Genomic DNA, 11,562 nt, shown 5'->3' on the forward strand with positions numbered 1-11,562 from the left:
GGCTGTTCCGGCACATCGCCGACAACGGGTCGGCCGCCGCTCAGACTCCCGCGTCGAGGTCGGCCCGCGCCGGCAGGTCGCGCGCGCCGAGCCGCAGGTGCTCGATGTGGTAGACGGCCTCGTCGCCGACCGACAGACCACCCCGGCAGCGCATCTGGACGCGGACTCCGCCGCCACCATCGCCGCCACCCTCCAGGCCCTGGCCACCCCCTCGCGGCCGATGATCCTCACCCGGCTCCGCCAGGCCCCCTGGCGGTCGGCATGGAGCAGTCCGCGGTCTCCCACCAGCTCCGGCTGCTGCGCGCGCTCGGGCTGGTCACCGGCTCGCGCCAGGGCCGCAGGATCGTCTACAGCCTCTACGACAACCGTCGCCCAGCTCCTCGCCACCGTACGGGAGTGGGAGGACGCCGGGGAGCGGGTCCTGATGGTCGGCGACGGGGTCAACGACGCCCCGGCACTCGCGGCCGCGCACAGCGGTGTCGCCATGGGCCGGGCGGGTTCCGCCCTGACGCTGGAGACCGCCGACGCCGTGATCGTCCGCGATGAACTGGCCGCCGTGCCCTCGGTCGTCGCCCTGTCCCGGCGGGCCCGCCGTCTGGTCACGCAGAACCTGGTCATCGCGTGTGTGTGCATCGGCGCGCTGGTGGTGTGGGATCTGCTCGGCCATCTGCCGCTGCCACTCGGCGTGGCGGGCCACGAGGGCTCCACGGTCCTGGTGGGCCTCAACGGTCTGCCGCTGCTGCGCACCTCCGCCTGGCCGGGCGCCACGGGGACCGATCACCAGGCCGCGGGGAGCTGAGCGGCGTGCGAGCCGGACGGCAGACCCCCTCGGCCCGCCGCCACGAGGACCGATCACCAGGCCGCAGGGAGCCAAGCGGCGTCCGGGCCGGGCGGCAGACCCCCTCGGCCCGCCGCTCTACGATGGGCACATGCCGGTCAGCGAACCCTCCTCATCTGCGACCCGGTCGCATACGCATCCCAGCGGCGCGGCGCAGTTCGCCACGGCCGCGCATGTCTTCTCGCTGCTTTCCGACCCGACCCGGCTGCATCTGGTGTGGTCCCTCGCCCGGGGCGAGGCCGATGTCAACACCCTCACCCAGGCCAGCGGGGCGGCCCGCCCGGCAGTGAGCCAGCACCTGGCCAAGCTCCGGCTGGCCGGGCTGGTCCAGGTGCGCAAGGACGGCCGCCGCTCGGTGTACTCACTCCACGACGGCCATCTGCGCCGGCTGGTCATCGAGGCCGTCAACCACGCGGATCACACGGTCACCGGGGCCCCGCCGCACGACTGAGCGTCAGGCCACGGACCCGCGGCCACGCCCTCCGGAACGTCTCACCCGGTGTGGTGGGCCAGCAGGCGGTGGGGGTCCGCCGCGCCCGGCGCCGGGGCCGGATCGGTGTGCACCAGGGCGGCGGTGAGCCGGGGCACCGCGTGCAGCAGGGCGTGTTCGACCCCGACCGCCACCTCGTGCGCCGCCCGCAGATCCAGGCCGCCGTCCACCTCGACCGCGACCTCGGCGCGCAGCCGGTGGCCGATCCAGCGCATCCGCAGTTCGGTCACTCCTAGCACCCCGGGGACCTCGCGCAGCGCGGCCTCGCCCGTGTCGATCAGCGCCGGGTCGACGGAGTCCATCAGCCGCCGGAACACCTCACGGGCGGCGTCCCCCAGGACGAGCAGGATCGCGGCGGTGATGACCAGACCGACAACCGGATCGGCCCACTGCCGGCCGAGCGCCACGCCGCCCGCGCCCAGCAGCACGGCCAGGGAGGTGAAGCCGTCGGTGCGGGCATGCAGTCCGTCGGCGACCAGGGCCGCCGAGCCGATCCGGCGCCCGACCCGGATGCGATGGCGCGCCACCCATTCGTTGCCGAGGAAACCGACGACCGCGGCGACCGCGACGACGCCCGGATGGGAGAGGTCGCGCGGGTGCAGCAGCCGGTCCACGGCCTCGTAGGCGGCCAGGGCCGCCGAGGCGGCGATGGTGAGCACGATGACGATCCCGGCCAGGTCCTCGGCGCGGCCGTAGCCGTAGGTGAACCGGCGGTTCGCCGCCCGGCGGCCCAGGACGAACGCCACTCCGAGCGGCAGCGCGGTCAGCGCGTCGGCGGCGTTGTGCACGGTGTCGCCCAGCAGCGCCACCGAGCCGGACACCACGACGACAACGGCCTGGAGGACCGCGGTGGCGCCCAGGACGGCGAGGGAGAGCCACAGGGCGCGCATGCCCTCGGCCGACGACTCCAGCGCGGAGTCGACCTTCTCGGCCGACTCGTGCGCATGCGGTTTCAGCAGATGCGCGAGCTGGTGCCGCCGGTGGGACCGGCCTCCGTGACGGTGGGAGTCCATACGGCCATTATGTGCTTACGAGTGCACGCATGCACCAGTCGGTTCGCGGAAGGCTTTCGGGACCGCACCAGCGGCCACCCGAAGGCCGGCCGGGGACCCCGTCACCGCGCAAAACCACCGGCCTCGGCGCCGAGTACGTTCAAAAGGGCCAGCGCCTCGGCGCCAGGGGACCCTGGCGGCGCACTGTAGAGCACCAGGTGCTGGTCGCGGTCGGTGAGCGCGAGCGCATCGCAGTCGACGGTGATCTCCCCGACGACCGGGTGCCGGAAGGTCTTCGTGAGCATCTGCGCGGCCTGCACGTCATGCCGCTCCCAGAGCCGGGCGAACTCGGGGCTGCCGTCGCGGAGTTCGTCGACGAGTCCGGTCACCGCGGGGTCGGACGGATAACGGGCGAGGGTGGCCCGGAGCTGCCCGACGACGCTCAGCCGGAACTCCGCGGCGTCGGAGATTCCGTAGAGCGTGGCATCGGCGTGCGCCGATGCGAGAAACGCCCGGCGGGCGAGGTTGCGGTCCTCGGGGGTGAGGGGGGCGAAGTCCTCCAGGAGCGCGGCCGCGAGGTCGTTCCAGGCGAGCACCTCGAACGCGGCGGACACCACGAAACCGGCCGTCTGCGGCAGCCGCTCGAGAAGCGTGAGGATGCTCGGGCGGACGTCGCGCCGGTGCAGTCCGGTGCGGTTCGGCGCGGTGCCCGCGAGGAGGTGGAGGTGATCGGACTCGGCGTCCGTGAGCCGCAGCGCGCCCGCGATCCCGGCGAGGACCTCACCCGACGGTCGCGGCGCCCTGCCCTGCTCGAGCCGGACGTAGTACTCCGTGGAGATGTGCGCGAGGACCGCCACTTCCTCGCGGCGCAGACCTGGTGTGCGGCGCCGCGGGCCGGCGGGAAGGCCGACGTCCTGCGGGCGCAGCCGCTCGCGGCGGCTGCGGAGGAATGCCCCGAGCTCCTGTTTGTCCATGCGCCCAGTGTGCGCGCCGCCCGGCGGCGGATCCTGGTACTGCCTGTGCCTGTATCCGGCCGGCAGCCGGCCGAACGCTGTTGCCATGACGAACACCACGAACACCACGAACACCACCGACGGCGCCCCCGTCGGCCTGCTCACCGGCAAGGTCGTCTTCATCACCGGCGCCAGCCGCGGCATCGGGGCGGCCGCGGCCCGGCTCTTCGCCGCCGAGGGCGCCGCTGTCGTGCTCGCCGCCCGCGGCACCGACGCCCTCGACCGCATCGTGAAGGAGATCCGCGCCGACGGCGGCACCGCCGACGCCGTCACCCTGGACCTCGCCGACCCCGCGAGCATCCGCACCGCTGTCGACCACGTCGAAAAGCTCCACGGCCGGCTCGACGGCGCCTTCAACAACGGCGCGGTCCCCCAGCGACAGTTCGGCCCGGTCGAGACCACCAGCGACGAGGACATCGACGAGCAGTTCGCCGTGAACTTCCGTTCGCACTGGACCGCCATGAACGCCGAGGCCGCGCTCATGCGGCGGGGCGGCGGCGGGGCGATCGTCAACACCTCGAGCATCGGCAGCCGCCGCGCGAACCCCGCCCTGCCCGCCTACGGCGCCATGAAGCGTGCGCTCAACAGCCTTACCGAGACCGCCGCGGTGAACTGGGCCGGTGACCGTATCCGGGTCAACGGCATCACCCCCGGAGGCACCGCCACGGAGATGATCGACACCTGGGAGGCGGCGACTCCCGGCGTCGTCGAGCAGATGACCGCGACGATCCCGCTCGGTCGGATGGCCGAGCCCCGGCAGATCGCCGAGGCGGCCGCATGGCTGCTCAGTGACCGCGCCTCGTACGTGACCGGCGCGATCCTGCCGGTCGACGGCGGCGCCGGCGCCTGAACCACCGGGCCGGCGAGCCGGCGGGTCGGCGGGTCGGCGGGTCGGCGGGTCGGCGGGTCGGTGGGTCGGCGAGCCAGCAGGCCGGCGGGTCGGTGTGAGGGGTCAGCGCGATCCGTAGGGCAGCAGCGCCATCTCCCGCGCGTTCTTGATGGCGCGGGCGAGCAGGCGCTGCTGCCGGCGGCTCACCCGGGTCACCCGGCGGCTGCGTATTTTGCCGCGGTCGGAGATGAACTTCCGCAGCAGTTCGGTGTCCTTGTAATCGATGTAGGTGATACCAGCCTTGTCCAGCGGGTTGACACGGTCGCGCCGGGCATCCCGGCGGGTGGGGTGGGGGCGTCGGGACATCATCGGGTCCTCGTCTGTTGGTGCGGTGCGTACGGTGTCCGGGCCCGGGTCAGGACACCGGGTCCAGCAGTTCGTCGAAGGCGTGCGGCAGCCGGCTCCAGGCGTCCGGCCCGGCCGCGTACTCGGCGTCGGTCAGCAGACAGGAGTCGAGCAGGGCCAGCAGCCCGTCCCGGTCCAGGCCGGGCGAGGTGAAGGTGAGGTGCTGACAGCGGTCGCCGTGGTCGGGATGCCAGTCCAGCGCGGCGGCGACCCGCCGCTCGGCCGGCACCATCTCCCAGGCGGCGTCCGGCAGCGCGGCCAGCCACGGACCGGCCGACTCCACGCACAGGGCCCCGCCCGCCGCGTCCCACGACAGCAGGGTGTCGCCCCGGTCGGCCAGCCAGAAGCGGCCCCTGCTGCGGGCCGCCGCGCAGGTCAGGTCCTCCAGCGCCGCGTAGAGCCGCTGCGGGTGGAAGGGCCGCTCGCGCCGCCAGACCACGGTGGCCACTCCGTGCGCGTCACCCTCCTGCGGCAGCAGCGCACAGGCCGGGTGCTGACGGGCGGCCGCCGCCGCGATGTCGAAGCCCTGGAGCAGGGCGGGCCCCAGGGCCCCCTCGCCGAGCCGCACCTGGCGGGCGCCCGGGGTGAGCTGGGTGAGCAGCGCATGGTCACCGTCGTCGGCGGCCTCCTCGCCCGTGGGGTCCTCGGCGACGGCGATCAGCGTGGGGTACTCCAGCTGCCGGGCGAAGGTGTCGGCGATGGTGCGCTGATCGGTCGGGGCGGCGGCGAGACCCACCTCGGCCAGGTCGTCGCCGTTCGCGAGGTACGGCACCATCAGGGCCGGATCGATCGCGGTGGCCACTCCGGTCAGCTCCAGCGGGGCGCCCTCGGCCGCGATGACGGCCGCCATGGCCTGGGGTTCGACCGAGTCCCACAGTTCGACCACGGCGAGCCGGTGTCCGCCGCCGGTGGCCAGGCGCAGCAGTTCGGGGACCATGTCCTCGCGCAGCGCACAGCACGCGCAGTCGTTCACCAGCGGCGCCTCGCCACTGCCGAGCGTCCCGGAGGCGTCGCGCACGGTGCGGCGCACGGCCCGGCCGGTGGCGGCGGAGAGATCGTGGTGCAGGGCCACCGAGCCGGGCACGGTGCGCAGGATCTCCTCGACGGCGGCGCGGCGGGCATCCGCGTGCAGCCCGCCCACCACCGCGACGGGCAGCCGGGTCTCGTCCGCGTTCACCGGCCCCTCCGTCCGCGTCCGTAACGCCGCTCGAACCGCTCGACGCGTCCGGCGGTGTCCAGGACCCGCTGGGTGCCGGTGTAGAAGGGGTGGCTCGCCGCGGAGATCTCGACGTCGATGACCGGATAGGTGTTGCCGTCCTCCCATTCGACGGTCTTGTCGCTGGTGGCGGTGGAGCGGGTGAGGAAGGCGAAGTCGGCGGACCGGTCGCGGAAGACGACGGGCCGGTACTCGGGGTGAATGCCGGGCTTCATGGTGGTCAGCGCTCCTCGCGGAAGTCGACGTGGCGGCCGACGACCGGGTCGTACTTGCGCAGGGTCATCCGGTCCGGGTCGTTCCGCCGGTTCTTGCGGGTCACGTACGTATAGCCGGTGCCCGCGGTGGACCTCAGCTTGATGATCGGACGTAGTTCATTGCGTGCCATGAGCCACAGCATACACTGAAGTGGTTTTCATTTTCATCTAGCTGCTACGCTGCCGCGACATCCGCACCACACACCACCACCGAACGGAGGAAGAATGTCCGCCCACTGCCAACTCACCGGCCGGCAGCCCGGCTTCGGCCACCACGTCTCCCACTCCCACCGCCGCACCAAGCGCCGGTTCGACCCCAACATCCAGCGCAAGCGCTACTGGCTGCCCAGCGAGGGCCGCCATGTCCGGCTCACCCTCAGCGCCAAGGCCGTCAAGACGGTCGACATGATCGGCATCGAGGCCGCCGTGGCCCGTATCCGCGCCCGGGGAGGGAAGGTCTGATGGCCAAGAAGAGCAAGATCGCCAAGAATGAGCAGCGGCGGGCCATCGTCGCCCGCTACGCCGCGCGCCGCGCCGAGTTGAAGGCGGTCATCGCCGACCCCCGGGCCTCGGCGGCCGAACGGCTCGCAGCGCAGCGGGAACTGCGCCGCCAGCCCCGCGACGCCAGCGCCACCCGGGTACGCAACCGCGACGCCATCGACGGCCGCCCCCGCGGCCACCTGCGCGCCTTCGGCCTGTCCCGGATCCGGCTGCGCGAGATGGCACACGCGGGCGAACTCCCCGGGGTGACCAAGAGCAGCTGGTAAACCCCGGTTGGGGCGGGGGGCGCTTGGTTGCGGCGGGTTGCTTGTTTGGGCCGGGGCCACTTGTTTGTGGCGGGCTGCTTGGTTGCGGTGGGTCGCTTGGTTGGGGTGGGCTACTTCGCCGCGGCGGGCTGCTTGGTTGGGGTGGGCTACTTCGCCGCGGCGGGCTGCTTGGTTGCGGCAGGTTGCTTGGTTGCGGTCGGCTGCTTCACCGCGACGGGCCGCCCGCCGCGGTGGGCTACCCGCCGCTGTTGGTCACCTCGCCGTGACGGGCTGCTTGGTTACGGTCGGCTGCTTCGCCACGGTGGATCACTTCGCCACAGTGGGCTGCTTCGCGGCTGTGGGCCGCCCGCCGCGGTGGGCTACTTCGCCGTGGTGGGCCGCTTGGCACACTATTTCTACGCTCGCACCGACGACGGTTCCCCCGCCGTGGCCGGCGGGGCATCCGGCTGCCGGGCCTCCGCTACGAGGCGTCGGCGATGCGGAGTTCCCCGTCCCGGAGTGGTGCGAAGAAGCGGGCCACCTCCGCGTCGGTGACCTCGGCGAGATCGGCCGGGGACCAGCGGGGGCTGCGGTCCTTGTCGATCACCTGGGCACGGATGCCTTCGACGAAGTCCGGGCCGGACAGGGCCGCGCAGGAGACGCGGTACTCCTGTGCCAGCACCCGCTCCAGCGAGCCGAGCGCCCGCGCCCGGCGGACGGCTTCCAGGGTGACCTTCAGCGCCGTGGGCGACTTGGCGAGGAGGGTCTCGGCGGTCTCCTTGGCGGCCGGTTCTCCGACGGCCATCAGGCGGTCCACGATCTCCTCGACGGTGTCCGCGGCATAGCAGTGGTCGATCCACTCCCGGTGGCCGTCCAGGGTCCCGGTCGGCGCTTCGACGGCGTACCGGGGCAGGACGTCCGCCACCGGCTCCGCGGCCAGGTCCCGGGCGAGCGCGGGCAGCAGCGAGGAGGGGACGACGTGGTCGGCCAGCCCGCAGCGCAGGGCGTCGGCGGCGCCCACCGACGCGCCGGTGAGCGCCAGGTGCGTGCCCAGTTCGCCCGGTGCGCGAGACAGCAGGTGGGTGCCGCCGACGTCCGGTACGAAACCGATCGTGGTCTCGGGCATGGCCACCCGGGAGCGCTCGGTGACGATCCGCACGCTCCCATGGGCCGAGACCCCCACGCCCCCGCCCATCACGATGCCGTCCATCAGGGCCACATACGGCTTGGGGTAGCGGGCGATCCGGGCGTTGAGCACGTACTCGTCGCGCCAGAACGCCCGGGAGGCCGCGCCCCCGCCCGAGGTCACATCCTGGTGGATCATGCGGATGTCGCCGCCCGCGCACAGCCCCCGCTCCCCCGCCCCGTCGATCACCACGGTCCGCACGGCCGGGTCCCGCTCCCAGGCGGCGAGGTAGTCGGCGATCCGCGTCACCATCGGATGGGTGAGGGCGTTGAGGGCGCGGGGCCGGTTGAGGGTGAGATATCCGGCACGCCCCTCGGTGCGCGCCAGCACGGCGTCGTCGTCGGTCACGGGGACGGTCACGGCGTCGGTCGCGGGGTCGGTCACGGGGTCGGTCACTGGCGTTCGTTCCTTCCGGCGTTGGTGCGTTCGCGGATCTCTACCGATCCGGCACCGCCGATCCTCTCAACGCGCTTCCGGCCCGCGACAGCCGCCCGGATCGCGGCCGCCGCCCGGATGCGCGCGGCGGCCGCCGCCGCGCGAGACCCTCTGGACACCCACCGCCCCCGCCCGGAAGGGTTGGCGCAGTCCGCCACCGACCTCGGAGGACCCGCCTGATGACTCCCCATCCGCTGCCCACCAGTACGCCCGCCGCCGAGGGCGTGGACGCGCGAGGCGTCCACGCCTTCCTCGACGCCGTCGAGGGCGCGCCGGACATCGAACCGCACAGTCTGATGATCCTGCGCCACGGCAGGCTCATCGCCTCCGGCTGGTGGGCGCCGTACACCGCCGAGCGGCCGCATCTGCTGTACTCCCTCAGCAAGAGCTTCACCTCCACGGCCGCGGGGCTGGCCGCCGCCGAGGGGCTGCTGAACCTCGACGATCCCGTGGTCTCGTACTTCCCCGAGTTCGAGGCCGAGATCACCGACCCGGGCAGCCGCGCCATGCTCGTACGCCATGTCGCGGCCATGGCCAGCGGGCACACCGAGGAGACCCTTGAGCGGGCGTTCGGGGGCGACCCGGAGGAGCCGGTGCGGGGCTTTCTGCTGATTCCACCGGACCGCGCGCCCGGCACCGTCTTCGCCTACAACCAGCCCGCCACGTACACCCTGGCCGCGATCGTCCAGCGGGTGACCGGGCAGTCGCTGACGGAATACCTGCGGCCGCGGCTGTTCGACCCGCTGGGCATCGGCGAGACGGCCTGGCTACAAGTGCCGGCCGGCCGTGACCTCGGCTTCAGCGGGCTGTTCGCCACCACCGACGCGATCGCCCGGCTGGGACTGCTGTATCTGCGCGGCGGCGAGTGGGCGGGCGAGCGGCTGCTGCCGGCCTCCTGGGTCGCCGAGGCGACGCGGGTGCAGACCCCGACCGAGGGGGGCATGGGCGAGGGCACGGCGCCGGACTGGCGGCGGGGGTACGGGTTCCAGTTCTGGATGTCCGAGCACGGTTACCGGGGCGACGGGGCGTACGGGCAGTTCTGCGTGGTGCTGCCCGAGCACGACGTGGTGATCGCCACGACGGCGGACACGGTGCAGATGCAGGCCCTTCTGGACGCGGTGTGGGAGCATCTGCTGCCCGCGTTCGGCGACGCGCCGCTCACCGGCCGCGAGGACGAGGACGCCGCGCTGGAACGGCGGCTGTCCCGGCTCGCCCTCCCGCCCCTGGCGGCGAAGCCGGCGCCGCTCACCGACCCCGCCGCGTGGTCGGGCGCCGAGTTCGCCCCCGCGGGTGGTGCCTGCGCCGATCAGCCGACCCTGACGGGGGTCACGGTGGCCGAGGACGGCACCGGCGGGTGGAGCCTCGCGCTGGCCGAGGGGGCGTCCCGGCTGGAGGTGGGGTTCGACGGAGCGGGCTGGCGGACCGACACGGCGCCGGATGCGCCCGTCCCCACGGCGGTGAGCGGGGGCTGGACGGACCCGGACACGCTGACCGTGGACGTGGCGTTCCTGGAGACCCCGCACCACCTGGTGGTCACCTGCTCCCTCGCGGACCGCGCCTTCACCGCCCGGTGGCGCACGGTGCCGCTGCACAAGGGTCCCCTGCGCTCCCTGCGCGCACCGCGGCCGCACTGACCGGGCGGCCGCCGGGGTTGCCCTGGGGTGCGCGGTCAGTTGCGCGGGGGCGGATACGGGGTTGCCCCGGGGTGCGCGGTCAGTTGCGCGGGGGCGGATACGGGGTTGCCCCGGGGTGCGCGGTCGCTTGGGTGGTGGTGCCGGGTGCGGGGCCTCCGGGGCGGGGTCCTGGACCGTATATTTACGGCGCCGACGACAGTTGAACGTGAGGTGGGCCGGAGATTGGCGCCACAAATACACGTAAGCGTCCAGGACCCCGCCCCTCCGACCCCGCCCCCTCCCGCCTCGTCGGCGACCGCCCCCCGGCGGCCCCGCACACCTGCCCGGCCCCGAGTACGCCCGGCGGCACGGGTGCCGGGCGGGGGTGGGCACGACCCCGCCCCCTCCCGCCTCGTCAGCGACTCCCCGCCGGTGACCCCGCACACCTGCCCGGCCCCGAGTCCGCCCGGCGGCACGGGTGCCGGGCGGGGGTGGGCACGACCCCGCCCCCTCCCGCCTCGTCAGCGACCGCCCCCGGTGACACCTGACGCCTGCCCGGTGCAAGTACGCCCGGCGGCACAGGCCCCGGGCGGGGGTGGGCACGACCCCGCCCCCTCCCGCCTCGTCAGCGACTCCCCGCCGGTGACCCCGCACACCTGCCCGGCCCCGAGTACGCCCGGCGGCACGGGTGCGGCCCCGTTCCCTCTTGCCTCGTCGGCAGCCGCGCCCGCCCGGCACCCGATGCCTGCCCGGTGCCGGGCGGGGGTGGGCACGACCCCCGCCCCCTCCCGCCTCGTCGGCGACCGCCCCCGGTGGCACCTGACGCCTGCCCGGTGCCAAGTACGCCCGGCGGCACAGGCGCCGGGCGGGGCGGGCACGGCCCCGCGCCCTCCCGTCTCGTCGGCGGCTCCCCGCCGGTGGCACGCTCTTGGTCGTGCGCGCGGGGGGTACTCGTGCGTGGTGTGACCGCGCTGCCCGCGTCGGGAGGACGACCATGGCTGTACCGGCCGCGACCCGCTCCGGCGGCATCCCCGAGCCGCCGTGGCTCGGGATCTACCTCAACGACCACCTGGCCGCCGCCACCGCCGGGCTGGTGCTGGCCCGGCGGATGACCCGTGGGCACCGGCGCTCGGCGTACGGCGGCGAGTTGGCGAGGCTCACGGCGCAGTTCGCCCAGGACCGCAGGTCACTGCTGTGGTGCATGGCCTCGCTCGACATCCCCGTCCGGCGCGCCAAGGTCTACGCGGCGCGGGCGGCCGGGCGTGCCACCCGGCTGGCGCCGGGTGGTCGGCCACGGCGGCGTTCCGGGGTGAACACGCTGGTGGGGCTGGAGGCGCTGCGGATGGGGGTGGAGGGCAAGGCGCTGCTGTGGCGCTCGCTGCTCGCGGTGGCCGTCCATGACACCCGGCTGCGCACGGACCGGCTCGCCGATCTGCTGGAGCGGGCCGGGCGGCAGCTCACCGCCTTGGACTCGCTGCACGCGCGGGCCGCCTCGGCGCTGTTGTCCTCCCGGGCCCCGGGGTAGGTGTGCCCGCTTCGGTGCGG

Annotated in this window: 13 protein-coding genes and 2 pseudogenes; 8 read left to right on the top strand and 7 right to left on the bottom strand. The window is 74.1% G+C overall.

Features of this window, described 5'->3' with window-relative positions; all coding sequences use genetic code 11:
- Nucleotides 1–106: 106 nt before the first annotated feature.
- The 3 genes and pseudogenes from PS467_RS06185 to PS467_RS06195 all read left to right on the top strand — a co-directional run.
- A pseudogene (locus PS467_RS06185) lies at nt 107–366 on the top strand (ArsR/SmtB family transcription factor); the annotation flags it as partial.
- 13 nt (nt 367–379) lie between these two features.
- Nucleotides 380–799: pseudogene (locus tag PS467_RS06190) on the top strand (heavy metal translocating P-type ATPase); the annotation flags it as partial.
- Nucleotides 800–929: 130 nt separating this feature from the next.
- Complete coding sequence (locus PS467_RS06195) at nt 930–1,289, top strand: ArsR/SmtB family transcription factor (protein WP_311034361.1); 360 nt, start codon at nt 930–932, stop codon at nt 1,287–1,289.
- A 41-nt stretch (nt 1,290–1,330) separates the two neighbouring features.
- Here the strand turns inward: PS467_RS06195 and PS467_RS06200 are convergent, their stop codons facing one another.
- Entirely contained in the window at nt 1,331–2,341 is a 1,011-nt protein-coding gene (locus tag PS467_RS06200) for a cation diffusion facilitator family transporter (RefSeq protein ID WP_311034362.1), read from the bottom strand.
- A gap of 101 nt (nt 2,342–2,442) precedes the next feature.
- Nucleotides 2,443–3,294, bottom strand: a complete 852-nt coding sequence (locus tag PS467_RS06205; protein WP_311034363.1) for a helix-turn-helix transcriptional regulator — start codon at nt 3,292–3,294, stop codon at nt 2,443–2,445.
- A gap of 85 nt (nt 3,295–3,379) precedes the next feature.
- Between PS467_RS06205 and PS467_RS06210 the strand changes: the two genes are divergently transcribed.
- On the top strand, nt 3,380–4,183 hold the full coding sequence (locus PS467_RS06210) for an SDR family NAD(P)-dependent oxidoreductase (RefSeq protein ID WP_311034364.1): 804 nt from the start codon (nt 3,380–3,382) through the stop codon (nt 4,181–4,183).
- A 102-nt stretch (nt 4,184–4,285) separates the two neighbouring features.
- Here PS467_RS06210 and rpsR read toward each other — a convergent pair whose 3' ends face one another.
- From rpsR to rpmG, 4 genes are read right to left on the bottom strand one after another with little or no spacing between them, the layout of a single operon-like run.
- On the bottom strand, nt 4,286–4,528 hold the full coding sequence (gene rpsR, locus PS467_RS06215) for a 30S ribosomal protein S18 (protein WP_268970467.1): 243 nt from the start codon (nt 4,526–4,528) through the stop codon (nt 4,286–4,288).
- A 49-nt stretch (nt 4,529–4,577) separates the two neighbouring features.
- The gene (locus PS467_RS06220; protein WP_311034365.1) at nt 4,578–5,744 is read right to left on the bottom strand and encodes a GTP-binding protein; all 1,167 of its coding nucleotides are present in this window, start codon (nt 5,742–5,744) and stop codon (nt 4,578–4,580) included.
- Nucleotides 5,741–5,998 (bottom strand): type B 50S ribosomal protein L31, encoded by a 258-nt coding sequence (locus tag PS467_RS06225; protein WP_268970469.1) that lies wholly within the window; start codon nt 5,996–5,998, stop codon nt 5,741–5,743. Before PS467_RS06225 ends, PS467_RS06220 begins: the two co-directional genes overlap by 4 nt.
- Before the next feature lie 5 nt (nt 5,999–6,003).
- Entirely contained in the window at nt 6,004–6,168 is a 165-nt protein-coding gene (gene rpmG / locus PS467_RS06230; RefSeq protein WP_009719228.1) for a 50S ribosomal protein L33, read from the bottom strand.
- A gap of 94 nt (nt 6,169–6,262) precedes the next feature.
- Here rpmG and rpmB point away from each other — a divergent pair, with 94 nt between their 5' ends.
- Both rpmB and rpsN read left to right on the top strand, forming a co-directional pair.
- Nucleotides 6,263–6,499: a 50S ribosomal protein L28 gene (gene rpmB / locus PS467_RS06235; protein WP_311034366.1), complete on the top strand. Its 237-nt coding sequence runs from the start codon at nt 6,263–6,265 to the stop codon at nt 6,497–6,499.
- Nucleotides 6,499–6,804, top strand: coding sequence for a 30S ribosomal protein S14 (gene rpsN, locus PS467_RS06240; protein WP_311034367.1), 306 nt, complete (start codon nt 6,499–6,501; stop codon nt 6,802–6,804). The genes rpmB and rpsN overlap by 1 nt, the downstream gene beginning before the upstream one ends.
- Nucleotides 6,805–7,264: 460 nt before the next feature.
- On the opposite strand, the gene PS467_RS06245 is transcribed toward rpsN, so the two are convergent.
- The gene (locus PS467_RS06245; RefSeq protein ID WP_311034368.1) at nt 7,265–8,365 is read right to left on the bottom strand and encodes an enoyl-CoA hydratase/isomerase family protein; all 1,101 of its coding nucleotides are present in this window, start codon (nt 8,363–8,365) and stop codon (nt 7,265–7,267) included.
- A 218-nt stretch (nt 8,366–8,583) separates the two neighbouring features.
- Here PS467_RS06245 and PS467_RS06250 point away from each other — a divergent pair, with 218 nt between their 5' ends.
- Together PS467_RS06250 and PS467_RS06255 are read left to right on the top strand one after the other, a co-directional pair.
- Nucleotides 8,584–10,038 (top strand): serine hydrolase domain-containing protein, encoded by a 1,455-nt coding sequence (locus tag PS467_RS06250; protein ID WP_311034369.1) that lies wholly within the window; start codon nt 8,584–8,586, stop codon nt 10,036–10,038.
- Nucleotides 10,039–11,011: 973 nt separating this feature from the next.
- The gene (locus PS467_RS06255; RefSeq protein ID WP_311034370.1) at nt 11,012–11,542 is read left to right on the top strand and encodes a hypothetical protein; all 531 of its coding nucleotides are present in this window, start codon (nt 11,012–11,014) and stop codon (nt 11,540–11,542) included.
- Nucleotides 11,543–11,562 lie beyond the last annotated feature (20 nt).

The sequence above is a fragment of the Streptomyces luomodiensis genome (assembly GCF_031679605.1).
Classification (GTDB): Bacteria; Actinomycetota; Actinomycetes; order Streptomycetales; family Streptomycetaceae; genus Streptomyces; species Streptomyces luomodiensis.

What these genes read in the sequence shown, in the direction of transcription:
- PS467_RS06195 (WP_311034361.1), top strand. Translation starts at nt 930, where the DNA reads ATGCCGGTCAGCGAACCCTCCTCATCTGCGACCCGGTCGCATACGCAT.
- PS467_RS06200 (WP_311034362.1), bottom strand. Translation starts at nt 2,341, where the DNA reads ATGGACTCCCACCGTCACGGAGGCCGGTCCCACCGGCGGCACCAGCTC.
- PS467_RS06205 (WP_311034363.1), bottom strand. Translation starts at nt 3,294, where the DNA reads ATGGACAAACAGGAGCTCGGGGCATTCCTCCGCAGCCGCCGCGAGCGG.
- PS467_RS06210 (WP_311034364.1), top strand. Translation starts at nt 3,380, where the DNA reads ATGACGAACACCACGAACACCACGAACACCACCGACGGCGCCCCCGTC.
- rpsR (WP_268970467.1), bottom strand. Translation starts at nt 4,528, where the DNA reads ATGTCCCGACGCCCCCACCCCACCCGCCGGGATGCCCGGCGCGACCGT.
- PS467_RS06225 (WP_268970469.1), bottom strand. Translation starts at nt 5,998, where the DNA reads ATGAAGCCCGGCATTCACCCCGAGTACCGGCCCGTCGTCTTCCGCGAC.
- rpmG (WP_009719228.1), bottom strand. Translation starts at nt 6,168, where the DNA reads ATGGCACGCAATGAACTACGTCCGATCATCAAGCTGAGGTCCACCGCG.
- rpmB (WP_311034366.1), top strand. Translation starts at nt 6,263, where the DNA reads ATGTCCGCCCACTGCCAACTCACCGGCCGGCAGCCCGGCTTCGGCCAC.
- rpsN (WP_311034367.1), top strand. Translation starts at nt 6,499, where the DNA reads ATGGCCAAGAAGAGCAAGATCGCCAAGAATGAGCAGCGGCGGGCCATC.
- PS467_RS06250 (WP_311034369.1), top strand. Translation starts at nt 8,584, where the DNA reads ATGACTCCCCATCCGCTGCCCACCAGTACGCCCGCCGCCGAGGGCGTG.
- PS467_RS06255 (WP_311034370.1), top strand. Translation starts at nt 11,012, where the DNA reads ATGGCTGTACCGGCCGCGACCCGCTCCGGCGGCATCCCCGAGCCGCCG.